The sequence below is a fragment of the Pseudoalteromonas sp. NEC-BIFX-2020_002 genome (assembly GCF_013002825.1).
Classification (GTDB): domain Bacteria; phylum Pseudomonadota; class Gammaproteobacteria; order Enterobacterales; family Alteromonadaceae; genus Pseudoalteromonas; species Pseudoalteromonas neustonica.
This window is the reverse complement of sequence record NZ_JABEPJ010000019.1, coordinates 54,980-78,433: the sequence shown is the minus strand read 5'-3', so window position 1 is coordinate 78,433 and position 23,454 is coordinate 54,980. Positions and strand designations below refer to the sequence as shown.

Here is a 23,454-nt window from a genome sequence, read left to right as displayed (position 1 = left end):
AATCTTTCGATTAACCCAGGCTGATTTGAACATCAACACCAGCAGCAAGATCTAAACGCATAAGTGCGTCAACAGTCTTGTCAGTTGGTTCTACGATGTCGATCAGACGTTTATGGGTGCGGATCTCGTACTGATCACGCGCGTCTTTATTAACGTGCGGTGATGTAAGTACAGTAAAACGTTCAAAGCGTGTAGGTAGTGGAATTGGACCACGTACTTGTGCGCCAGTGCGTTTCGCAGTTTCCACGATTTCCGCCGTTGATTGGTCAATCAAACGGTGGTCAAAAGCTTTTAGGCGAATACGAATGCGTTGATTTGACATTCTTAAACCTCAATATAAAGAGCATTTAAAAGAGCATAAAAAAACGACCGAAACAATCTTAAAAACATAAGATGCCGGTTGTTGATTTATATCTACGTTGAGTTCCAAATCGGAACTCCTGTTTTATTAGCTTGAAATCCAAGCTTAATGTTCCTTTCAAGTTCCCGGGGGAATTTTGAAAGCCTGCGTATTATAGTGATATTGGTGATAAATGCAACAACTATTTCAATCAACCCGAATGACTGTAATTTATACTGTAAAAAAGGGCCTGTCATCGTGTCGTCATTACTGTGGATTTACTATAGTGAGATCATGCATAGTATGAATGATAATGGTCAGTCCAGTTTTTAATTGTTATTATTCCCCCTTGTTTGCTTTTATCTCTTAATCCTTAACCTTGGTGAGTTGATGCGTATTTTTAATTATTGTTTGAACTTTATCTCAATGGTGACCAACCGCCTGCTTGTAAAAAGTAAGGTGCTGCCAGAGAGCCCTATTGAACAATATGCCCTTAACCCGGCTTATCCCACTTTTTATATCGTTAAACTCAATGCTCGATCTGATTTAGCTGCACTCGCACGCGTATGTAAAAAGCATGGCTTACCAAATCCGACCGAACAACAACTGCTTGGTAATGCCTCATTAGATCGCTTTATTGGCCTACAGAACCCACCACCACTGTTTGGTGACAAGGCAAAGCCTACTGACGCGTTAAATCAAGGTAAGCAAATCATTGAACAGTTAATCGCCAGTGGTGAAAAAAACGTACAAGTCATTCCGGTCACTATTTTATGGGGCCGCAATCCGGGTAAAGAAAAACCAGGTTTAGGTACACTCGTATCACACTCTTTAACGCCTAGCTGGTTTCGTAAATTTTTTGTTTTACTGTTCTCTGGCCGTGATAATTTTGTACGCTTTAGTCAGCCGTTAGATTTATCGCTATTAGTAAACGAAAAAGCCGATGTGGATGAGCTGCCACATAAATTATTGCGTGTAGCCCGCGTACATTTTCGGCGTCAAAAATTAGCGGCTACGGGCCCTAAAATGCCCTCACGCGAGCAATTATTTAATTCGCTATTAGCATCCCCCACGATTAAAAAAGCTATTAGCGATGAAGCAAAGAGTAAGAATATAAGCCAAGCACAGGCACGTCAAAACGCATTAAAACTACTGGATGAAATAGCCGCTAACTACAGTGACGCGACCATCCGCGTTGCTGAGAGGGCATTAACCTGGTTATGGAACAAGCTGTATAACGGTATCGAAATAAAATACACCGAGCAAATTCACGACCTGACCAATAAAGGCCATGAAATCATCTATATGCCGTGTCATCGCAGTCACATGGATTATCTACTGCTAACCTACTCTATTTATCATCTTGGTTTAGTACCGCCACATATTGCTGCGGGTATTAATTTAAACTTTTTTCCAGCAGGTGGAATTTTCCGTCGCTCAGGCGCCTTTTTTATTCGCCGTTCATTTGCGGGCAACAAACTTTATTCAGCGGTGTTTAAAGAGTATTTAAGCCAACTATTTATTAAAGGCTACTCTGTTAAGTTTTATACCGAAGGCGGGCGTAGCCGTACCGGGCGTTTACTGCCACCAAAAACCGGCATGTTGGCTATGACACTGCAAGCCATGCTTCGTGGTATTGATCGCCCAATTTCAATTGTGCCTGTGTACATTGGTTATGAACACGTTATGGAAATTAATACCTATCTTAAAGAGCTCGCCGGTGATGATAAAAAAGGTGAATCAATATTTGGGATTTTTAAAGCAATTAAAAACTTAAAAAACTACGGCCGTGGTTATTTAAATTTTGGCGACCCCATTTCGGTCAATCAATATTTAAATGACCAACAACCAGATTGGCGTGATTCTATTCATCCTACGGATGTACAAAAACCACAATGGCTTGGACCACAAGTAGCCACCTTAGCTGATAAAGTAATGGTTAACATTAATAATGCGGCCGCGCTTAACGCTGTTAATTTGCTTGCTATGATTTTATTAGTAAACGATAAGCAAGCCTTGAGTAAACCAAAACTGCTTGCACAACTTGATTTTTATCTGCACTTACAACGCAATGCTAGTTACAGCGCAAAAATCACCATTCCAGATGAGAGCCCGGAAGAGCTATTAACTCACGCCTCAAAGCTAAATAAATTTGATGTAATAAGCGATGAGTTTGGCGAGATCATCGCGATTAACGATAAAGAAAAAATCCTCTTTAACTACTATCGTAATAATATTTTGCATGTGTTTTCTGTACCAAGTTTACTGGCGCTGCATATATTTAAAAGCCATAAAACCACCATTTCGCAGTGCCAAGCATTGATTAACTGCTTTTACCCTATGTTTGCTAAAGAATGGTTTTTGCACGCGCTTGATGAAAATTACATTACCCGAATTTTAGCCAGCTTTGTTGATCAAGACCTGATAGAGATTGAGGGCGACAATATCAAAATCACGAATAGTAATGACTGCTTAGCCAAGCTTGAAATACTTGGTCGTGCGCTGAGTTTAACTCTACAACGCTACGCCATTGTGATTGGCTTTATCCAAACGAGTAAAGGTATTGAACGCGCCGAACTTGAGCGTGAAAGCCAAGTACTCGCGCAGCGATTAGGTACATTGCACGGTATTAAAACTCCTGAGTTTTTTGACAAAAAAGTATTGGTAGGTTTTATTAGTAATTTGCGTGAACAAGGCTTAATTAGCGAAACGAGTAATGGCTTAGAAGGCAGCACTGAATTATGTGAAGCCTATATGTACCTTAAGGCGTTACTGCCAGCACGGATCTGGCAGTCTATTAGTGATATTGTACTGAGCCAAGCACAACACTCAGCGCATGATTAGCGCTGACGCATGACCCCTTCTTGAATCGTTGAGGCAACTAAATTGCCTTGACGGTCAAAGAACTGCCCGCGAACCATGCCACGACCAGAACTCGCACTTGGGCTATCAATAGTATATAAAATCCAATCGTCCATTCTAAACGGACGGTGAAACCACATTGCATGATCAATCGTTGCAACTTGCATATTTGGCTGCATAAACGATACGCCATGCGGCTGTAATGCAGTTGGTAAAAACTCAAAGTCAGACGCATACGCTAGTAAGTAATTATGAATGCGCTGATCATCTGGCATTTCACCATTGGCTTTAAACCAAATATGCTTAACGGGTTCCATTTCTTGTGGTTTGAACGGGTTATGAAATGTCACCGGACGCATCTCAATGGGCATTTCGCGGATAAACTTATTCCGAATTACCTCTGGTATATGCTCGGCGTTTTCTTGATAAAACTCTAATGATGAGCGCAGTTCTTCAGGTGCAGGTACGTCAGGCATAGTAGCTTGGTGAGATAAGCCTTCTTCAACAGCCTGAAACGACGCCGTCATATAAAAAATTGGCTTACCGTATTGAATGGCACTCACACGACGAGTACTAAAGCTTTTACCATCTCGAATGGTTTCAACATCGTACACTATCGGCTTTGCTGCATCGCCCGGGCGTAAAAAATAAGAATGCAATGAATGAACAATACGCCCTTCAGGTAAGGTCTCTTTAGCTGCTGAGAGCGCTTGCCCCATCACTTGACCACCAAATACCGCCCGAAAACCTAAATCTTGGCTTTGCCCACGATATAAGCCCTGCTCTATTTCTTCTAGCGTTAATAATGACAATAAATCATCTAAAACTTGGCTCATTTTTAATATCCTCAATCCCACAATAGTTAAATCATACTATACAATGACTCTAAGTAAATCTTTGTTAGGAAACCTTATTATGGCTTATTGGCTATTTAAAACCGAACCCGATGCTTTTTCAATTGATGATTTAAAGAGTGCACCCGCACAAACAACAGCCTGGGAAGGTGTACGTAATTATCAAGCTCGCAACTTTATGCGCGATGATGTAAAACTTGGCGACCTAGTGATGATCTATCATTCAAGCTGTAAGCAAGTAGGTGTAGCCGGTATTGCAACAGTGACCACTGAGGCCTATCCAGACCCGTGCCAATTTGATTTAAGTAGTGATTATTATGACCCTAAATCAAGTAATGATAAGCCACGCTGGGTGGTCGTTGAGGTCAGCTATCAGCAGCACTTAAGTAAACTTGTTAGTCTTAAAGCGATTAAGAAAAATGATGCCATTACCGAAATAGCGCTAAAAAAAGGTGGCCGATTATCGGTAATGCCGGTCACCCAGGCTGATTGGGATGAGATAATGAAAATGGCGCAATAGAGCGCTAAGCAGTAAGCGTGGCCTTATCCCGCGCTTTTATTCACAATGACAACTGCCGGAATTAACCTTTCGCTTTTTTTCTAGCCCCTTTTTTCTTATGCCCATGTTTGGGCACGATGGCAAAATACATTATCAGTGCAAGCCATGAGAAGAAGATAATACCGATTAGCCAGCCGTTTTTTTCGTGGCCTTGAGTGCGTTTAGTATTGAGAACGATCACTACAGGTAGAATATAGGCACTCAATACTAAAATTAAAAACGCGACTTCATCCATTACTTAGCAAGCTCTTGCCAGTTAACTTCACTGCTTAATACGCGGTCAACAGCAATGTAATGCAAAATATCGCCACTATTCACAGGGTAAGTAAGCGGTGGATTTAAATCCATATTTTGTGCGCTTAAGTTATGTGCTACACCCAATAAAATAGCATCGTGATCGTGTTTAAAATGGTGAAAAAGTTTACCGAACTCCATGGTATTTAAATCTTTTGGTATCGTTAAGCTAAACTGTGTGTCGCCATGTAATGTAGATAGTAATTCTTCTTGCACACGACTAGACCCTGGATCTTGCATTGAACGCACTAATATTTCAGCTGATTTAGCACTACTACATTCAACATTACCGCAATGCTCTAACAACATTTCAATTTTACTCTCGTCATTAAAGTGTGCGCTGATATGGCAATCACCTTTGACTAGCTTGCTTATGCGCAGTGCGGTAGTAAATGTTTGATCGTCATCTTGACCATCAATAATAATTTTATCTGCCTGCTTGATAGCTACGCGTTCAAGTTGCTCGCAATCTGTAAAGCTTGTTAAACGTGCAAAATCAACATGAGCATTGGTTAAAAATGGGTGCTCCATAGGCTCTGTTACCGCAAGTAAAATACGTCGCTCAGTGCGTTTCTGGTCAGCCAAAATATAGTCAACCATTTTTTTTGTGCGCGTTGGGTGCCAGCCAAAAATAATAATATGGTTGTTGTAATGTGAAAAACTTTTATCACCTGTCATAGCGCGCCTAATTAAATAAGTAACTGTTTGCCCTGTTTTTCCTAACAGAACACCAAATAATGCCAACCCAAAAGGGATTTGTAATAGTGCAACAATCCAGCGACCTAGATCTGTACTCGCACTAAAGTCACCGTAACCCACGGTTGATGTAGTCACTATATAGTAATATACAAAGGTGCTTAAAGGACTTAATGCGGATTCTCCGGCAAGCACTAATAGCAACCAAATTAATGCCATATGCAATAATGTGGCAACAGCAACCGCCTGCCAACTTACTTGATCTATATGGCTTCTAACTAACAAAAAAAGTTGTTTAAATATAAAAGGCATGCCACCACTTGGTTAATCCGTTATCAATTACCCGATAAGTTACTGCAATGCTTTATTGAAGGCAATGTTTGTAATATGTAAGATTATTTTCTAGGATGCTTTTCTCAACTGGAACAGTGTAAGCTATACTTAAATTCGTTAACCATAAAGTCGAGCGTATTATGTCGGGTGTATTAGCTTCTGTAGATCAACGAACTCAATTAGTCGGAGAGAACCGTCTAGAGCTTTTACTGTTTTATTTACATAGTCGCCATTTGTTTGCACTCAATGTATTTAAGGTTAAAGAGGTGGTTAAATTGCCACATTTAAACATTATTCCCCATGCACACCCTAAAATTTCTGGTGTAGCGAATATTCGTGGTGAGTCAATCCCTGTTATCGATTTACGTAAAGCCATTTGTATGTCTGAGGCGCGTAATATAGAAGACTGTAATCTTGTAATTACTGAATACAACCGCACAGTGCAAGGGTTTTTAATTGGTAAGGTTGATCAAATCGTCAACATGACATGGTCAGATATCATGCCGCCGCCAAGCTCTGTAGGTAAAAATCACTATCTAACCGCACTAACAAAGATTATACGTGATGACCAAGAGCAATTAGTCGAAATCATTGATGTAGAAAAAGTACTCGCTGAAATTATTGAATATGAAGTTAAAATTTCTGATGACTTAGTTGATCAAAGTATCGTTAATGAGTTTGCTGGACGTAAAATTCTCCACGCTGATGATTCACCGACAGCACGCAAACAAGTCAGTGATACACTGTCGCAACTGGGTATTGAAATTATTCCTGCTAGTAACGGCCTTGAAGCGCTGAATATGCTTAAGAGCTGGGCTGATCGGGGTGATAATGTTGAGCAAGACTTATTAATGGTGATCACCGATGCTGAAATGCCCGCAATGGATGGATACCGACTAACGCATGAGATCCGTAATGATAAACGGTTGAAAAATTTATTTGTCGTTTTAAATACGTCTCTCAGTGGCAGTTTTAATCAGGCCATGGTTGAAAAAGTGGGCTGCAACTCATTTTTATCTAAATTCCAACCAGACTTATTAGTCGAAGAAGTGCAAAACCGTCTTAAAGTTGTGCTTGAGAAAAAAAGTTAGGCTATTTGCCAATTAACTACTTTCATGGTTAATTGGCACTCTCTATAAATAATAAAAATACTTCTATGCTCAATTCAGTTGCCAAACCGTTCACAAAATTAGTTGAGCGTTACCTCCCCGATCCATTCGTGTTTGTGATTTTATTAACCCTGGTTACTTTTGCCCTTGCCTGTATTTTTACACCTTCAAGTAGCCTTGAAGTGCTTGATGCATGGGGAAGTGGGTTTTGGAACTTACTAAAGTTTGCCATGCAAATGCTACTGGTGCTGCTAGCGGGTTATATGCTTGCAAGTACTGCTGTTATTAATTCAATTCTAAATAAACTAGCCACGTATGCTAACAGCCCTGCCAAAGCGATTATTTTTGTTACTGTGGTGTCATTGTTTGCAAGCTGGCTTAATTGGGGATTTGGTTTAGTGATTGGCGCTTTGTTTGCCAAAGCCATTGCTCGACAAACAAAAGTGGACTATCGCTTACTCGTTGCCAGTGCTTATTCTGGTTTTATTGTATGGCATGGTGGTCTTGCAGGTTCAATTCCACTCACTATTGCTACTACTGGTCATTTTTCAGAGCAAAGTATTGGGGTCATTAGTACTGGAGATACATTATTTTCAGGGTTTAATATTGCCATCGTCATCGGTTTATTTATCATTATGCCGTTGGTTAATCGCTATATGTTACCTTGTGATAAAGACAGTGTGTATGTCGATCAAGCTAGCCTTAGCGAACCAATACCTAAAAAATTAGACTTACTTCGCCCTGCAGATCATATTGAACACAGTCGCTTATTAGGTATGAGTATTGGCATTATGGGGTTAGCATATTTAGTTTATTATTTTGCCCTTAATGCCGGTTCACTTAATCTAAACAGTGTGATTGCGCTGTTTTTATTTTCAGCCATATTACTACATCAAACGCCATATAATTTATTAACCAGCTTACAACAAGCAGTGCCCAGCGGCGCAGGTATTATTATCCAGTTCCCATTTTATGCAGGGATCATGGCGATTATGGTCGACACTGGATTAGCACAACAAATTTCACAAGGTTTTATTGCTATTGCCGATGCTGAATCACTGCCATTGTTGAGTTTTTTAAGTGCTGGCTTAGTAAATATATTTGTGCCATCAGGTGGCGGTCAATGGGCGGTACAAGCCCCCATTGTAATACCCGCCGCACAAGCTTTAGGGGCTGATATGCCCCGGGTTGCAATGGCGGTAGCATGGGGAGATGCCTGGACTAACCTAATTCAGCCATTTTGGGCCTTGCCAGTGCTAGCAATTGCCGGCCTAAAAGCCAAAGACATCATGGGCTTTTGTTTAGTGCAATTGATTATAACCGGCGTGTTTATATCGTTTGTATTGAGTTTTTATTAGTGATGGCATTATCAATAGGCGCCTGCATGATCAGTCCTATTGATAATGTTTGATTTTAACTCGATAAAATCTTCATCGGTAAGCTTAATATCGCGTTTTCTGAATCAGCAAAGTGCATCATTACCGCGACGTGCCCTGCAACGACGAGTGCATACATTACTGCTGAAAAGCCTTGGCCATATTTATCTAGCGGTACTAGGTGTGAGAAGTGACGACCGCGCCATTCAAAGGCAATTTCCAGTGCACCGATAAATAAGAAAAACACGAGTAACATTAAGCCAAAGGTATAGCTTATCCACAATCCAAATAACACTCCTAAAATACATATACTCAAACCTACCCATGAGCGCATTGAAAAGCTTATGCTTTTTAGCACATGACCACCGTCTAGCGGAAGAATGGGCAATAAGTTAAATAAGTTAAGTAATGCGCTGAGCACCGCGACACCTGCGAAAATTTCCATCTCAGTGGCGTAATAAAGCACTACACCCAATACAGAGGTGATCAAACCAAACGCGGGCCCCATAAGTGAGATAACCACATCTTGCCAACGGGTGGTAATTTTATCGTCACTGACGGCAAGGCCACCAACAAACGGAATTAAGTAAATACCTTTGGTTTTAATACCAAAATATTGCATGGCTCTAACGTGACCGTATTCGTGGATCACCAAGCACGCTATTAACATTAAAGCGAACTCAAACGTAAATAGCCAGGCATAACCTGCAACTGATGCGCCGGCTAGTGCTACTTTAACCACTTTTGCACTTTTAAAAATTTTAAAACCTAACGCAAACAGTCCAAATAAACCTTGCTTTGGTTTAGTTTTTTCCATTGGGGGAAGTGTCAATTGCTTTGCAAGTTCGCCGTCTATATACAATACCAAGCTGTTATCGAGTACTGCACTAGTATCTAAACCAATTACTTGGCCATTAGACTTAAATTCAAAATAATTTTCACGTGTATTATCAAACCCTATAGCTTGTTGCTCTTGAAATATTTGGACAATTTTTTGTCCTACTAAAACCAAACTATAATCTTGTTCAGCAAGGGTTAGTTGTATTCGAATCATCGTATTCACAGCCTTAAAAATATTACGTCAAGTATACCTATTTTTTTTCGACTATTCGGGTATTTATTTTAGTCGTTATGCTGACACCTAATACTTTATCTACTACTTTTAAATTATAAATAAGTTTTTTTTCAAGGAACGAACATGACTAAAACAGCCCGCTGTATACTTGTTGTTGATGACTCAAAAGCAATTTTAGTCGTGATGCAAGCCATTTTAAATGAACTAGATGTTCCACATATAACTACATGTTTAGATGCCCAAGAAGCACTTGAAAAAGTAAAGAAATCACCATTACTGTATGATGCTGTTTTTACAGACCTCAACATGCCTAATATGGATGGTATGGAACTTATTCGCCACTTAGGTGATATTCATTACCCCGGCGCCATTGTTATTATTTCAGAAATGGCACCAAAAGTGATTGATTTAGCAGCCGACTTAGCCCGTAAAAGTAATGCTCATTTAATCGGTAATATTGCTAAACCCGTGCAATTAACACAAGTGCATCAGTTACTGCAAAAATTAGAACATTTAGCGTGTCATACCGAAAAACCTTCTGAGCCTATATCTGAACACCAACTCCTACACGCTATTAGTCATAATGAAATTACCCCGTTTTATCAACCAAAAGTAAGTAGGGCAACCAACAAGGTAGAAAGTATAGAAGTGCTCGCCCGTATCATAACCCCGCAAGGCACTGTATTTTTACCTGATCGCTTTATTTGCGTGGCCGAACATTTAGATTTAATTAATCTTATTACTTTTCAGCTTTTTGAAAAGGCAACCAATGACTTTATCGATATAAAGAAAAATCTAGGTTACAACCTAAAACTGGCATTTAACTTATCGCCATGCCAGCTAGAAGATTTAAGCTGCCCTGATAAATTGGCACTTATATTAAAACTTAACAACCTCAAGCCAAGTGAAATTATTTTAGAAATAACAGAACAACATGCTTTATGTAGCTCTGCTCAACTTGAAACATTAAACCGTTTGAGAATACGTGGGTTCGATATCTCTCTTGATGATTTTGGTGTTGGCTTTACCAACATAAATCAACTCAAAACACTCCCATTCACAGAAGTAAAAATAGATCGCACTTTAATAAGCCACATTGAAACAGATCAATTTTCACAGGTGATTGTTAGCAGCCTAGTTAACATTGCGACGCAAGGAGATCTCACTATCGTTGCCGAAGGTATAGAGCGCGTTGAAGAGCTTGAGTACCTAGACCGCTTTAAAGAACATATTTTAATGCAAGGCTTTCTAATTTGCCGCCCTAAAGGAAAAATAGAGCTTACCCGATGGGCCAAGTCTTGGTTGCATATGGTTAGTGCCAGTAAAACCAGACGCTAGTTGTCGCCTCGGCCATGCTTGTCTTCTTCACTTAGTAATTTATCATTACTGGCTAATCGTTGTTGCCAACGTTGTTTGGCAACCATTTGCATATTCACTGACTGATCATGCTCATCAATAATATCAAGACCCATTAAAGCTTCTATCATATCTTCAAGCGTCACTATCCCCTGCACATCTCCGTACTCATCAATAACAAGACAAATATGCGTACGTTCGGCTAATAGTGTATGTAATAAAGTCGGTACATAGAGAGTTTCTGGAACAGTGTAAATTGGTTTAACCAGCTTACTTATTTTGTATTCTTTATCTAGGCGATGATATGCCAACATAATGTCATTTTTATGCACAAAGCCAATAATGTCATCAGTGTTTTTATCGTAAACCAATACACGTGAAAAAGAAGCGGCTCCATGCTCTGCTAAGTACTGATCGACAGTTAAATCTTTATGTACCTTAAATAAAACCGTTCTCGGAGTTATTAACGAGTCAAGTTTGGTGTGTCTAAAATGCAATAAACTGCGGATAATCTCAGACTCTTCTTTGTGCAATGCTCCTGATTCAGTGCCTATATCTGCCATAGCTTCAATTTCTTGGCGAATATAAAAGGCTTCATCGTAATTGCGGCCAAGTATATTTGTTAATTTATCAGCAAACCAAACAAAAGGTTTTAATACAATAACCAAATACCTTAACGATGCGGTAACGATAGGCGTTAAAGCACGCCAATAATTTGCGCCAAGTGTTTTGGGAATAATCTCTGAAAGCACCAATACTAGCAATGTCATAATTGCAGATGCAATGCCTACTGCTGTATCTGAAAAAACCACGGCAGCTTGCGCGCCCACACCCGCAGCACCAGCAGTATGCGCTACCGTATTAAGGGTTAAGATAGCCGCTAACGGCTGATCAACATTTTTCTTTAGCTTTTCTAACTGTTTAGCTAACTTTGGTGTTTGTTTGCGTAGCACTGCCACATAACTAGGCGTTATGCTTAATAACACAGCCTCCATAATCGAGCATAAAAAAGAAATTGTAATCGCCGTTATCATGTAAACGATCAATAATGTCACTGTTATTCCTTAGCTATTTAATTAGATACACCCAGACTACAGAGTTTAGCGTTTCAAAAGTTTTAATATCAAAGTGTTACTTTGCAAGAGTAGCAATCTCTTTTAAAAAGTAGCAACGCAAAGAATAAGCCCCTGTAAAACGCCAAAACGGTTAATTAAAACCTGCATTTTGAGGTGGTTTGAGTATACACCTTAACAACTGTCAGTATTAACCTCAAACTTTCTACTAAAGGAAGATAAAATCCATCGCAGAGCGCTTTTTGGCGCCACTTTCACATGTTATATTAAATTAAATTACCCACTTCAGGCTCAACTATGAACCCTAGATCCATTTGGCTCGGTAAAAAACCAAGCCTTAAAACGACACTCGCCGTTTTAACGTTAAGCACTTTTAGCAGCTCACTATTTGCTGCACCTTTAAATAAAGCGGATATAAAATTTATTGGCCCTATTGCCGCTGATATGCAATTGAAACCATATCAAACAGAGCATCAAGATGCGATTATCAACAACCTTTTACCTAGCCTTCAACAACCAAAAAAAAGCATCACAGTCTTTGGTGAAAAACTAAAGTGGCAGTCGTTTGATAGCGTAAATGCATTAACATTAGGTGGCTTACAAGCATTAAAGCTAACCGCTAGCGCTGAACGCTTTACACAAGGCACTCTGACAATAAAAGGGATAGAAAAAGCACAGCTTTTCATCAATTCTGAGAAGCAAACTCCCACAAAAGATGTATATGAGCTGGCATTAAGCCAAGGCGATCATCAAATTGTAATAATCGCAGAGCAAGTTGCTAACTGGAATGATGTAGAATTTGATTTTACAGCGAAAACAGATACCCACACACTGACTTTTAGCAGTAAAGAACAACATGGCTTATCTGCTAAACAGTTATTTGATGCACCAACAGTAAGTGCATTATCGCTATCACCTGACGCCAAGCAGCACTTAGTGTCTACGCGGCACTACCAGAACAGCACCGGTAACACTGCAAACACGGTGACTGAACTAAAAGATGATGACAACCGAACAATTTACCGCTTTGAATCTGGCCAGCCTAGTAATGTAATTTGGAGCCCAGACAATAACTACATAGTGTATTTATTAGAGGGTAAATTAAAGCAGTTAAACCGTAAAACCCTAAGCCTAAGAGTGATCGCTGAAAATTTAGATGGCGCTGGCGGATTTTCGTACTTTGACAACACAAGCTTAATTTTCAACTGGTCAAAATCACCTACTGCGGATAGTAGCCTGACAAAACACTATAAAGGCTTACAAGATCGTTGGTCATATGCGCGTATTACATCACAAGTTTACTTATTAGATATTAATACTGGGCTAAGTAAAATATTAAGCCAAGGACCTCTAAGTCACAGTATTGAAGACTTTAATAGCAAACGCGGCACAGTATTACTTAGTCGCGGCACACAACCAATGCTTGCAACAACTCACCCAACCACAGAGCTAATCGAACTTAATATCGCCAACGGTAAAAGTGAAGTTATTGGCCTATTTAATATTTTTAACCAAGCCAAATACAGCAATAACGATATTTATGTTACTGCTGGGCCTGATTTTAAAGATGGCTTAGGTCGGAATTTACCTGAAGACATGCTCTCAAACAATTACGATGGGCAACTTTATTTATTAACCGATAATGGTAAAAAAGCATCTGCATTAAGCCGTAATTTTGATCCAGCAATTGGTCAACTTGAAGTACTAAATAATGGCGATGCAATCGTTAAAGTTACCGATCAAGATACTATCGCTTTGTATCTTTACGATAAAAGTAAACAGCGCTTTAACAAGTTAAAAACTGGCTTTGATGTAGTTGAGCAATTTAGTTACTCAAACAACCGTAGCCCTGCTATTTTAGTTAGCGGTTCTAACGCATCATCACCACAACAATTAAAACAACTGAGTATAAATAAAAATAAAGCAAAAACGCTTTGGGATTCTAAACCAGAAGGTTATGCCAATACTGATATTGCCAGCCTAGACGAATTTAATTTCACCAACGCTGAAGGTGTTGAAATTAAAGGCCGTGTTTACTTACCAACTGACCTTGATAAAAACAAACAGTACCCTGCTCTCGTTTATTATTATGGTGGCACCTCTCCAGTTACGCGTGGCTTTACTGGACGATACCCTTTTAATCTATGGGCAGAGCATGGTTATGTTGTATATGTAGTGCAACCGACAGGTGCAACTGGGTTCGGTCAAGAGTTTTCAGCTAAGCATGTGAATGCATGGGGGCAATATACTGCTGATGATATTATGCAAGGCACGCAAGCGTTGCTAAAACAATATCCATTTATTGATAAAAACCGGTTAGGTAATTTAGGTGCCTCGTATGGTGGTTTTATGACTATGTTGTTAGCGACCAAAACAGATATGTTTAGCGCATCAATTGCCCATGCAGGTATCTCTAATATTACATCGTATTGGGGCCAAGGTTGGTGGGGGTATTTATATTCAGGTGAAGCATCTAAAAATAGCTACCCGTGGAATAATGCCACGCTTTATAGTGATCATAGCCCAGTATTTCATGCTGATAAAGTAACCACACCGTTATTACTTTTACATGGAGATTCTGATACCAATGTACCTGTAGGTGAAAGTCACAATATGTACACAGCTCTTAAGCTGCTTGGTAAAGATGTTGATCTTATTGAATACAAAGGCGCAGATCATCAAATATTCGCCCGTGATCAACGCTTTGATTGGTGGAGTACCAAACTTGCGTATTTTGACCAGCATCTAAAAAATGAACCACAGTGGTGGCAATATTTATATCCTAAAAAATAATTAACACTGTTTATGTTATCAACAGGTAAGGGTACCTCCCTTATCTGTTGATATTTACCAAACAATGACATAAATAGTACAGAAATACTCAAGATCGCCCTTCTCACCTTTTACTAATGAGTGCTAACATAGAGCTATCATTAAAGGTAACTAAGATACTATGGCCATTCATGTTTTATTGGTTGAAGATGACGAACTATTAGTTAAGCGCATACTCAACCATTTTAAAGAGACTGAATTTCACATCGAGAACGATGCAACAGGTGCTGATGCCTTAGCCATTGTGCAATCGCGTGTAAATAACAAAACAGCTATTTCTTTAGCGATTGTCGATATAGTATTACCAAAACGTGATGGTTTACACCTAACAAAAGAATTAAACACCCTTACTGATATTGGCGTGATCATGCTATCTAGCCGTGACTCTCAGGCCGACCGTATTGCAGGCCTAGCACAAGGCGCTGATGATTATATTTGCAAACCCGTTGATTTATTAGAGCTTGAACTACGTATGCGCGCTTTATATAAGCGCCTCAAAGGTAATAATCATCATGACGAAAGCGAAGAGTTTATCGAATATGCTGATTTTAAATTACACCCCGATAACCGCACACTAATCACTGCTAGTGGTATTGAATCTAGACTCACTGAGGCCGAACACAAAGTCCTTATTTGCTTAATTTCAAATGCTGGAAAAGCAACGTCTCGTGAAAAAATATCTGAAGAAATTGGCCAACCTGATTGGAGTCCAAACGACAGAACAGTGGATGTGCTAATTGGTCGCTTACGTAAAAAGCTCAGTGATGAAAAGGATCAAAAACGCATTGTTACCGTACGCGGCAAAGGCTACATGTTATCGATTTAATTATAATGTTGGTTGATTGATTGTTATCAGGTAACCGTTTGCAAATTCCGTTTAACAGCGCAGTCAATTAGGTGATCCATAAATTTTGCTCCCCCCCACTTGACAGTATCCCAGTGCAATCCCTAGCTGATAAATACCTATATTCGTTCCTGTCACATAACTAATTGCTGTACTAGCTATCTTTGAATCGACTTCATGCACCCAACCATTTGGTTTAAAAGTTATTTATACTGTGTTATTAATTTTTAACAAAGGAACAACTATTATTTGCAATCTATGCCTTGCCTAAATCGCTTTTAACTCCAGCTGAGACTGCATTTTGAGGTGACTTGAGTATATTTGTAAAGCCGCGCTCATTTTTCAATCCTTATTAATTAATATAACACCCAACACAAGCAGCACAGTCCCAGTGACCTTTACCATAGATACTTCTTTGATAGGGCTATCAAATAAACCAAAATGACTAATAATTATCGCAATCACTATCTGACCTGTTAATGCATAACTCATCACATTGCCAACCCCATACTTTGGGATCAAGTAATACAAACTTGCAACGCCATAAGCACTAAACAACCCCGATAACCATAAAACCCAAGGGACTGTTCCCAAGCTATTTGGCATAAATTCAGCTTGTTCGCCACCCGAACCTTGTTCCTTATTTACCCAAACGTACGCAGTTAAAACAGCAATAATTAAAAAACTCGATAAAAATGCATAGCACGTTGCCAATAAGTTATTCTGTAAAACCTTACCTAACTGCGCATTCATTGCAGCTTGAAATGCAATTGCAGCTCCCGCAGAGAGCCCCATTACGCCTAGAATATTCATAGCCGAACAACCAGTTGATCTTGGCTCAAGCGGTATTTTGACCGTATAGCAGAGGCATCCTTAGGTGATCTAAATCCTATAGGACATAAAATAGCGGCGCTTAAACCTTGATCTGCCAACCCTAGAATACGGTCTATACCCGCAACATCAAAACCCGTCATTGGGCATGCATCTATATTATTTAATGCCGCAAAAGACAACAAGGTACCGAGCCCAATATAGCATTGCTGAGCAGCCCAAATTGCTTGATGATTTTCAGTTTTTGAGAGCAAATCATCACTTATTTGCTGTTTATACAATGCTAAATCACTGACTGATTTACCTTGGCTATTTGCAAGATTACTAATAAAACAATCAATATCAGTGGAAGTCAGTCTTTTTTGATGAGCAAAAACAAGCAAGTGAGAGCTTTGGGCAACCTTAGCTTGCCCAAAGCTACTAGCTACACATTCTGTTCTTAATGCTGGATTTTTAACAATCAATAATTTGTATGGTTGGATACCATATGCGCTTGGTGCTAAACGTACACTTTCGATAAGCCCATGAATTTGTTTTTCACTTAACTGTGAGTCTGAAAATTGATTAACGGCATAACGCCAATTTAACGCTTTAATGAACGACATATATTACTCCTGCTTTTATACCCCGCTAGGTATATGTCGTCACTTTATATCGATACGTTAAAGCAATCCTTTACATATGTTGAGAACATCAAGTTTATTTAATTTTCTTTTTTATTCGACTCAACTGGGTAGGTGTAATACCTAAGTAACTGGCAATATGAAATTGAGGTAATCTATGTAAGATCAATTCAAATTTATGTAAAAAATGAAGGTAACGTTCAGTTGCCTCTAGTTGTAAAAGGCTAATTTCTCTAGGCTCTTTCTCAATTAACCAATGTGCCTCAAGATAATGTATATGAAAAATCATTAAATCGGGGAATTTGAATAAAGCATCACGGTATTGTTGGTGGTTAATTTCTATAATCTCACTGTCTTCAATTGCTTGAACCTCTAAGTCACTATTTTCATCCGTTAACAGTGAACTCATACTGCCCGGAAAACGCCCTTCTGAAAAAAAGTTTTTATTAAACTCGTCACCATTTTCACCGCGAACAAAAGCACGAAACAACCCCGTGTGGACAAACGCAAAACTATTAGGTTTTTCACCTAAAGAATAAAGAGTTTCACCTTTTACAACTGTTCTGGCTTTACAACACCCTAAATAAGCATCCCAAGCTTGCTGAGAAAGTGGACTGTATGTATTGATTACTCGTTCTAAATGAGCGTAATGTGGCTGCATAATAGTATCGTTTGACGTTAAGATTAGTGATGAAAATACCACATCAGCATGAATCAAATAAGCTTAGTATTTTGTTAGTTGTGCAATCAAACGCTCAAATGCGCGGTAATTAAGAGCCTCTTTTAACTCAGCTAAACTAATCTCATCAGCTCCTTTTAAATCACTGATTGTTCTAGCAACTTTAATTACACGGTGATAAGAGCGTGGTGATAACGCCAACTTCTCACTGGCTTTAGCTAAAAACTGCAACTCAGCCGTACCAAGCACGCAATGTATGCCCATTTCCTTATTATTAAGCCGTGCATTAACTTTACCTTGACGTTTTAACTGACGATTATACGCCGCCTCAACCCGCGCTCGCACCACAGCACTGCTTTCTTCTTCTTCGGTACTTTGCAATTGCGCGCTGTTCAAACGCGGTAATTCTATTTGTAAATCAATACGATCGATAAACGGCCCAGATACTCGAGATAAATAACGCATTACTTGATCGGGAGTCGCCCGCTTATCATTATGGCAACCGGTGGGGCTGGGGTTAAGTGCTGCAATAAGTTGAAACTGCGCAGGAAACTCCATTTGCCTAGCGGCTCTTGAAATTGTTACCGTGCCGGTTTCCATAGGCTCACGCAGTGAATCAAGCACTTTACGTTCAAATTCTGGTAGCTCATCAAGAAATAAAACACCGTTATGAGCCAATGAAATTTCGCCCGGCTTGGGATTTGAAGATCCTCCCACTAACGCCACTGCTGAACAAGTATGATGCGGACTGCGAAATGGTCTTTTACGCCAATTAGTTAAATCAATCGATTGCCCTATAATTGAATAAAGCGCGGCGCTAGAGAGCGCTTCGTCATCCGACATCGCAGGCATAATGGTTGGCATACGTTGGGCAAGCATTGATTTACCGGTTCCTGGCGGGCCTAAAAATAGTAAGTTATGACCACCGGCGGCAGCTATTTCTAATACTCTTTTAGCCCCGGGCTGACCCTTTACATCACTTAAATCATGAATAAAATTAGCGGTATAAACTCGCTCTGCGTATTCAATATTCAATGGTAAAGGTTGCTGATTGAGTAAATCGCTCCATACTTCTTGAATTGATGAAACGGCTTTGCGCTCAACACCATGTACTAAACTGGCTAAACTGTCGTTAACATAAGGCAGGAAGCAACAGCGCCCTTGCTCTTTCGCTGCAAGCACCGATGGTAAAATAGCGTTAACCCCACGCACTTCTCCATTTAAGGCAAGCTCACCATAGAATTCATAACGCTCAAGATCATTACAAACCACCTGCCCTGATGCGACTAAAATACCCATGGCGATAGCTAAATCAAAACGTCCTCCATCTTTTGGAAGGTCGGCAGGTGCGAGGTTTACTGTTATACGTTGATCTGGAAAACCAAACTGAGAGTTTTCAAGGGCACTGCGCACCCTATCTTTAGCCTCTTTTACCGACGTCTCTGGTAAACCAACGATATGAAAAGCAGGTAGACCGTTCCCCAAATGAACTTCAACCATCACTTCAGGTGCTTGAATCCCCACTTGAGCACGAGAATATATACGAGCTAATGACATTTCCTTTGTCCCTGTAATATTGTTTTATTACAGTCTAGTCAGGATATTTAAAAATATGTAGTGTCAATTGCCACTTCATTGCTGCTAAACGTAATATTAGCGTTGTTAACATCGCAAGCACCATGGCCATTTCGGTCATGATTCCAAACGCGATACCTTGGGTATAGACGATTCCACCAGCAATACAGGTAATAGCATATAGCTCACCTTTTAATAACATAGGTATATTGTCCGCCAGTACATCCCGGATCACGCCACCAAAACACCCTGTTATCATCCCCATGATAATCGCCGTTGTTGCGGGCATGCCGGCCAAGAGCGCTTTTTGTGCTCCCATAACCGCAAAAAAGGCTAAACCAAATGCATCAGCCACTTGTAGATGATAATAAGGTATGGATTTTTGCTTGTTAATAAAGCGCGTTGTTATAAAAATCGATGCAAAAATAGCGACAAAATAACTTTGATCGTGTAGCCAAAAAACAGGCACATCCAAAATCAAATCACGTAACGTTCCTCCACCCACCGCTGTCACCGTCGCCAGTACAACGACACCAAAGCCGTCCATTTTTTTATCGTAGGCAATTAAGGTGCCTGACACAGCAAATACTGCCACGCCGATTAAATCAAACCAATGGTAAAGTTCAGTCATATACTCAAAACACCTCAAGATGCGAATTTAGATACCCAAACGTGCTAAACGACGCTGTTTTAGCACAATAAACTCTAAGTTTTAAGTTAACTTTAAATTAATCTACATTTAAACTAACTCAATAAGCGCTGCGATGTTTGTAGTTGCCTATAACGGACTATCAATGTGATGCCACGAAGTAACATAAAGCAGGTCATCGAAAACCATAACCCATGGTTTTGCCATTGCTGAGATAGCAAAAAAACACCAAAAAAACCGAATAGCGCTGAAAAAACCATCGTGTTACGCATGTCTTTTGCGCGAGTTAACCCAACAAAAATACCATCAAACAGAAAACAACTCATTGCTGCTAGAGGTAAAATTATTAGCCAAGGCAAATATTTTTGGGCTTCACTAATCACTTGCGGAACATCCGTTAATAACGTGATTATCTGCCCGCCGAATAATGCAAAAAACACGCTATAACATAGGGCAAACAACATTCCCCAAAAAACACTTATACGCATCCATAAATTAATACGCCTAACACTATTTTGCCCTTTCGCCTGGCCTATTTTTGCTTCACTTGCGTAAGCGATACCATCTAATGCAAAACTAACTAACATTAAAAAGTTCATTAATACTGCGTTTGCCGCAAGCGTCACATCACCAATGCGAGCACCATAAAAAGTCATAAAACTAAAACACAACTGCAAAATCAGCGAGCGAATAAAAATATCACGATTAAGGCTTAATAATGCCCACATTTTTTTACGACTAAACCAGCCACCAACAAATAAAGGCACTGACATTTTATTTGCTAATCGTATGACTAAAAATAATGCAAACACTAAGGCAATATAATCAGCAATCACCGAAGCCCATGCAGCACCAGCAACTTCCCAATCTAAAAACACGACAAAATATATATCTAATACGATGTTGGTAATATTAGTGACAAGCAGCAAATAGAACGGCCCTTTACCATAATGAATACCCAGCATCCACGCTAATAGCACTAAGTTACACAACGCTGCTGGTGCGCTAAAAATACGAATATAAAAGTAACTATAAGCTTGTACTAACACCTCCTCACTGGAACCAGACAGGTAAGCTATTACATTTTTCATTAATGGGGATAAGGCAATTAAAATAAAGGCAACAATAAGCGCCAGTACTAAACTACGTTTTAGTAACCCAGCTAATTGAGCATAGTCCTTTTTACCATAAGCTTGTGCCACAAGGCCTGTGGTACTCATTCTTAAAAAGCCTGCTAGCCAAAAAAGCAACGAAATAATCGTGGCTCCTAGTGCTATACCAGCAAGATAATGCGCACTACCTAGATGGCCAATTACTGCTGTATCAACAATTCCTAACAATGGCACGGTTATATTTGATAATATCATCGGACCTGCTAACAACAGCAAGCTTTTATGGTGTGCCTTATGACGTTTAAGAAATTTTTTCACAGTGTACTATCGGTCCTATTTTGTCTGTCTTTGCCTGCGCAAAGTGCAGTTATTTTGCAGTATCACCATGTCAGTGAAACTCTGCCAGCGGTTACAAGTGTCAGTGCTGATACTTTTACCGAACATCTTACTTACCTGCAAGAGCATGATTTTAAAGTGCTCCCACTCAATGAACTATTAACTCGCTTGCAACAAGGCGAAAGTTTACCAGATAAAACCGTCGCAATTACGTTTGATGATGGATACAAGAATAACTATGAACAAGCAGCGCCCATATTAGAGAGGTTTAATTACCCTTATACTATTTTTGTAAACCCTAAACTTATTGATGAAGGTAAAGGCTATGTGATGGGTTGGCCCCAATTGAGAGAGCTCGCAAAAAAAGGAGCCCTTATTGCTAATCACAGTGCTCAACATGACTACTTACATCGTAAATTAGCTGAAGAAACAACAGAGCAATGGCAAGCCCGGATCAAGCAAGATATTTTGTCGTCACAACAGCGCATTAAAGAAGAAATAGGACATGACTATAAATACTTAGCCTATCCTTACGGTGAGTTTAATAATCAGCTGCAAGACTTAGTAACTGAGTTGGGCTTTATTGGTATTGGCCAACACTCAGGAGCTATACACACAGACTCTGACTTTAGCCGCTTACCTCGCTTTCCTGCATCAGGGTTTTATAGCACGCTCGATACTTTAATTACTAAAATGAATGCGCGTGCATTCCCTATTAAAAAGCTAATTTATACTGATAGTGTAACAACTGAGGATCTTCCCCAGATCAGTATCCAATTTAATATGGGGGATTTCCATAAAAGCCAACTAGCATGTTATGTATCTAGTGTTGGACAAGCAAAGCTAACATGGACATCTAAAGATACAGTGCAAGTACAAACACCAAAAGCATTAGGTAAAGGTCGCTCTCGCTTTAATTGTACTGCGCCATCTATTAAGCATGCAGGTAGTTATTACTGGTTTTCACAACCTTGGGTAATCGTTAAATAACCTATTTTTTGCAAATTATTTTTTAACAGCATGACGCAATAAATTACTCGCGATTTTATCCAAGGAAACCACATCTATAGCGGCATTTAGCTCAATTGCCGCTTTTGGCATTCCCCATACTACTGATGACAGCTCATCTTGCGCCATAGTGTAAGCCCCCAACTCCCTTAGAGACAATAAACCTTTAGCGCCATCACTTCCCATTCCCGTTAATAGTGCTGCTACTGTATGCGTTGGACATACCTTTGCCATCGAATTAAATAACACATCAACAGAGGGGCGATGACGATTTATCGGGTCACTTGCATCAAGCTGGCAATACAAACTGCCATTTTGTAACTTAATACTTAAATGCTGATCCCCTGGTGCGATATAAGCCCAGCCTGGCGCTAGTTTGTCACCATGACATGCTTCTTTTACATTTATTGCGCAGGTTTTGTCCATTCGTAGTGCAAATGACTTACTAAAAACTGGCGGTATATGCTGAGTGATCATAAGCGGCGGACAATTCACTGGCATATTTATTAATACTTCTTTAATTGCCTCAGTTCCCCCTGTTGATGCTCCGATCGCTAACACTTTGGTATTGATAAAATGTTGTTTAGCAGAAGTATCAATTGCAACATTAGCTGGGAGCTTAAAGCTGCGTATCCTAGCACTTGCAGCAGTGCGCACTTTTTGCTGTACTAGCTGCGCATACTGAGCAAATTGTTCAGATACATTAATTTTTGGCTTAGCAACAAAATCAACAGCCCCTAACTCTAATGCTTCAAGCGTAATGGGCGAGCCTTTTTGAGTTAAAGTAGAAATCATTACAACCGGCATTGGTCTTAGTCGCATTAGATTTTTTAAAAAACTAATGCCGTCCATTCTTGGCATCTCAATATCTAATGTAAGTACATCAGGATTGAGCTGTTTGATCATGTCCCGGGCTTGATAAGGGTCTTCAGCACAGCCAACCACTTTAATATCATCAGCTTGATTTAAAACTTGGGTTAAGATTTGCCTTATCAGCGGGGAGTCATCTATCACGAGTACATTAATCATTTAATCCCC

The 23,454-nt window shown here is 39.7% G+C and carries 21 protein-coding genes; 8 read left to right on the top strand and 13 right to left on the bottom strand.

The genetic code is table 11. The features are described from left to right. Positions 1 to 10: 10 nt before the first annotated feature. A complete protein-coding gene (gene rpsJ, locus HJP15_RS17965; protein WP_002957900.1) occupies positions 11 to 322 on the bottom strand; it encodes a 30S ribosomal protein S10 in 312 nt (103 codons plus the stop codon). Between the two features lie 408 nt (positions 323 to 730). Between rpsJ and plsB the strand changes: the two genes are divergently transcribed. Then, positions 731 to 3,184, top strand: a complete 2,454-nt coding sequence (gene plsB / locus HJP15_RS17960; protein ID WP_170174284.1) for a glycerol-3-phosphate 1-O-acyltransferase PlsB — start codon at positions 731 to 733, stop codon at positions 3,182 to 3,184. Here plsB and tesB read toward each other — a convergent pair. Continuing rightward, positions 3,181 to 4,038 carry an acyl-CoA thioesterase II gene (gene tesB / locus HJP15_RS17955; protein ID WP_054206123.1) on the bottom strand — a complete coding sequence of 286 codons (858 nt, stop codon included), beginning with the start codon at positions 4,036 to 4,038 and terminating at the stop codon, positions 3,181 to 3,183. The genes plsB and tesB overlap by 4 nt on opposite strands. 79 nt (positions 4,039 to 4,117) lie before the next feature. Here tesB and HJP15_RS17950 point away from each other — a divergent pair, with 79 nt between their 5' ends. Continuing rightward, positions 4,118 to 4,576 carry an EVE domain-containing protein gene (locus HJP15_RS17950; protein ID WP_170174283.1) on the top strand — a complete coding sequence of 153 codons (459 nt, stop codon included), beginning with the start codon at positions 4,118 to 4,120 and terminating at the stop codon, positions 4,574 to 4,576. A gap of 61 nt (positions 4,577 to 4,637) precedes the next feature. Here HJP15_RS17950 and HJP15_RS17945 read toward each other — a convergent pair whose 3' ends face one another. Beyond that, complete coding sequence (locus tag HJP15_RS17945; RefSeq protein ID WP_054206121.1) at positions 4,638 to 4,850, bottom strand: hypothetical protein; 213 nt, start codon at positions 4,848 to 4,850, stop codon at positions 4,638 to 4,640. Beyond that, complete coding sequence (locus tag HJP15_RS17940; protein WP_170174282.1) at positions 4,850 to 5,917, bottom strand: potassium channel family protein; 1,068 nt, start codon at positions 5,915 to 5,917, stop codon at positions 4,850 to 4,852. The genes HJP15_RS17945 and HJP15_RS17940 overlap by 1 nt, the downstream gene beginning before the upstream one ends. Before the next feature lie 161 nt (positions 5,918 to 6,078). Between HJP15_RS17940 and HJP15_RS17935 the strand changes: the two genes are divergently transcribed. After that, complete coding sequence (locus tag HJP15_RS17935) at positions 6,079 to 7,029, top strand: chemotaxis protein CheV (RefSeq protein WP_054206119.1); 951 nt, start codon at positions 6,079 to 6,081, stop codon at positions 7,027 to 7,029. 65 nt (positions 7,030 to 7,094) lie between these two features. Beyond that, complete coding sequence (locus tag HJP15_RS17930) at positions 7,095 to 8,405, top strand: short-chain fatty acid transporter (protein ID WP_170174281.1); 1,311 nt, start codon at positions 7,095 to 7,097, stop codon at positions 8,403 to 8,405. A gap of 55 nt (positions 8,406 to 8,460) precedes the next feature. Here HJP15_RS17930 and HJP15_RS17925 read toward each other — a convergent pair whose 3' ends face one another. Then, positions 8,461 to 9,477, bottom strand: a complete 1,017-nt coding sequence (locus HJP15_RS17925; protein WP_054455427.1) for a metalloprotease — start codon at positions 9,475 to 9,477, stop codon at positions 8,461 to 8,463. 144 nt (positions 9,478 to 9,621) lie between these two features. Between HJP15_RS17925 and HJP15_RS17920 the strand changes: the two genes are divergently transcribed. Continuing rightward, positions 9,622 to 10,836, top strand: coding sequence for an EAL domain-containing response regulator (locus HJP15_RS17920; protein ID WP_054206115.1), 1,215 nt, complete (start codon positions 9,622 to 9,624; stop codon positions 10,834 to 10,836). On the opposite strand, the gene HJP15_RS17915 is transcribed toward HJP15_RS17920, so the two are convergent. Continuing rightward, entirely contained in the window at positions 10,833 to 11,909 is a 1,077-nt protein-coding gene (locus HJP15_RS17915) for a hemolysin family protein (protein WP_054206114.1), read from the bottom strand. The two genes, HJP15_RS17920 and HJP15_RS17915, sit on opposite strands and share 4 nt — an antisense overlap. A gap of 315 nt (positions 11,910 to 12,224) precedes the next feature. Here HJP15_RS17915 and HJP15_RS17910 point away from each other — a divergent pair, with 315 nt between their 5' ends. Together HJP15_RS17910 and HJP15_RS17905 are read left to right on the top strand one after the other, a co-directional pair. Then, positions 12,225 to 14,720, top strand: a complete 2,496-nt coding sequence (locus tag HJP15_RS17910; RefSeq protein WP_170174280.1) for an alpha/beta hydrolase family protein — start codon at positions 12,225 to 12,227, stop codon at positions 14,718 to 14,720. A 160-nt stretch (positions 14,721 to 14,880) separates the two neighbouring features. Beyond that, positions 14,881 to 15,585, top strand: a complete 705-nt coding sequence (locus tag HJP15_RS17905; RefSeq protein WP_054206112.1) for a response regulator transcription factor — start codon at positions 14,881 to 14,883, stop codon at positions 15,583 to 15,585. A 360-nt stretch (positions 15,586 to 15,945) separates the two neighbouring features. On the opposite strand, the gene HJP15_RS17900 is transcribed toward HJP15_RS17905, so the two are convergent. The 6 genes from HJP15_RS17900 to HJP15_RS17875 form a co-directional block, all read right to left on the bottom strand. Then, on the bottom strand, positions 15,946 to 16,416 hold the full coding sequence (locus HJP15_RS17900) for a DMT family transporter (RefSeq protein ID WP_170174279.1): 471 nt from the start codon (positions 16,414 to 16,416) through the stop codon (positions 15,946 to 15,948). Then, entirely contained in the window at positions 16,413 to 17,039 is a 627-nt protein-coding gene (locus HJP15_RS17895; RefSeq protein ID WP_054455422.1) for a nitroreductase family protein, read from the bottom strand. The genes HJP15_RS17900 and HJP15_RS17895 overlap by 4 nt, the downstream gene beginning before the upstream one ends. Positions 17,040 to 17,133: 94 nt before the next feature. Next, positions 17,134 to 17,718, bottom strand: a complete 585-nt coding sequence (locus HJP15_RS17890; protein ID WP_170174278.1) for a Crp/Fnr family transcriptional regulator — start codon at positions 17,716 to 17,718, stop codon at positions 17,134 to 17,136. Between the two features lie 63 nt (positions 17,719 to 17,781). Then, positions 17,782 to 19,293, bottom strand: a complete 1,512-nt coding sequence (locus tag HJP15_RS17885; protein WP_170174277.1) for a YifB family Mg chelatase-like AAA ATPase — start codon at positions 19,291 to 19,293, stop codon at positions 17,782 to 17,784. Between the two features lie 34 nt (positions 19,294 to 19,327). Next, positions 19,328 to 19,942, bottom strand: coding sequence for a trimeric intracellular cation channel family protein (locus HJP15_RS17880; RefSeq protein ID WP_054206108.1), 615 nt, complete (start codon positions 19,940 to 19,942; stop codon positions 19,328 to 19,330). A gap of 113 nt (positions 19,943 to 20,055) precedes the next feature. Beyond that, entirely contained in the window at positions 20,056 to 21,327 is a 1,272-nt protein-coding gene (locus HJP15_RS17875) for an MATE family efflux transporter (protein ID WP_054206139.1), read from the bottom strand. Positions 21,328 to 21,366: 39 nt separating this feature from the next. Between HJP15_RS17875 and HJP15_RS17870 the strand changes: the two genes are divergently transcribed. Continuing rightward, positions 21,367 to 22,398, top strand: a complete 1,032-nt coding sequence (locus HJP15_RS17870) for a polysaccharide deacetylase family protein (protein WP_170174276.1) — start codon at positions 21,367 to 21,369, stop codon at positions 22,396 to 22,398. Positions 22,399 to 22,413: 15 nt separating this feature from the next. Here HJP15_RS17870 and HJP15_RS17865 read toward each other — a convergent pair whose 3' ends face one another. Continuing rightward, entirely contained in the window at positions 22,414 to 23,445 is a 1,032-nt protein-coding gene (locus tag HJP15_RS17865) for a protein-glutamate methylesterase/protein-glutamine glutaminase (RefSeq protein WP_170174275.1), read from the bottom strand. Between the last annotated feature and the right edge of the window lie 9 nt (positions 23,446 to 23,454).

Bases quoted from the DNA above. Each gene is read 5' to 3' on its own strand.
- plsB (WP_170174284.1), top strand. From the start codon at position 731: ATGCGTATTTTTAATTATTGTTTGAACTTTATCTCAATGGTGACCAAC.
- HJP15_RS17935 (WP_054206119.1), top strand. From the start codon at position 6,079: ATGTCGGGTGTATTAGCTTCTGTAGATCAACGAACTCAATTAGTCGGA.
- HJP15_RS17870 (WP_170174276.1), top strand. From the start codon at position 21,367: ATGACGTTTAAGAAATTTTTTCACAGTGTACTATCGGTCCTATTTTGT.
- tesB (WP_054206123.1), bottom strand. From the start codon at position 4,038: ATGAGCCAAGTTTTAGATGATTTATTGTCATTATTAACGCTAGAAGAA.
- HJP15_RS17930 (WP_170174281.1), top strand. From the start codon at position 7,095: ATGCTCAATTCAGTTGCCAAACCGTTCACAAAATTAGTTGAGCGTTAC.
- HJP15_RS17875 (WP_054206139.1), bottom strand. From the start codon at position 21,327: ATGATATTATCAAATATAACCGTGCCATTGTTAGGAATTGTTGATACA.
- HJP15_RS17925 (WP_054455427.1), bottom strand. From the start codon at position 9,477: ATGATTCGAATACAACTAACCCTTGCTGAACAAGATTATAGTTTGGTT.
- HJP15_RS17920 (WP_054206115.1), top strand. From the start codon at position 9,622: ATGACTAAAACAGCCCGCTGTATACTTGTTGTTGATGACTCAAAAGCA.
- HJP15_RS17900 (WP_170174279.1), bottom strand. From the start codon at position 16,416: ATGAATATTCTAGGCGTAATGGGGCTCTCTGCGGGAGCTGCAATTGCA.
- HJP15_RS17880 (WP_054206108.1), bottom strand. From the start codon at position 19,942: ATGACTGAACTTTACCATTGGTTTGATTTAATCGGCGTGGCAGTATTT.
- HJP15_RS17950 (WP_170174283.1), top strand. From the start codon at position 4,118: ATGGCTTATTGGCTATTTAAAACCGAACCCGATGCTTTTTCAATTGAT.
- HJP15_RS17905 (WP_054206112.1), top strand. From the start codon at position 14,881: ATGGCCATTCATGTTTTATTGGTTGAAGATGACGAACTATTAGTTAAG.
- HJP15_RS17890 (WP_170174278.1), bottom strand. From the start codon at position 17,718: ATGCAGCCACATTACGCTCATTTAGAACGAGTAATCAATACATACAGT.
- HJP15_RS17865 (WP_170174275.1), bottom strand. From the start codon at position 23,445: ATGATTAATGTACTCGTGATAGATGACTCCCCGCTGATAAGGCAAATC.
- HJP15_RS17885 (WP_170174277.1), bottom strand. From the start codon at position 19,293: ATGTCATTAGCTCGTATATATTCTCGTGCTCAAGTGGGGATTCAAGCA.
- HJP15_RS17940 (WP_170174282.1), bottom strand. From the start codon at position 5,917: ATGCCTTTTATATTTAAACAACTTTTTTTGTTAGTTAGAAGCCATATA.
- HJP15_RS17945 (WP_054206121.1), bottom strand. From the start codon at position 4,850: ATGGATGAAGTCGCGTTTTTAATTTTAGTATTGAGTGCCTATATTCTA.
- rpsJ (WP_002957900.1), bottom strand. From the start codon at position 322: ATGTCAAATCAACGCATTCGTATTCGCCTAAAAGCTTTTGACCACCGT.
- HJP15_RS17895 (WP_054455422.1), bottom strand. From the start codon at position 17,039: ATGTCGTTCATTAAAGCGTTAAATTGGCGTTATGCCGTTAATCAATTT.
- HJP15_RS17910 (WP_170174280.1), top strand. From the start codon at position 12,225: ATGAACCCTAGATCCATTTGGCTCGGTAAAAAACCAAGCCTTAAAACG.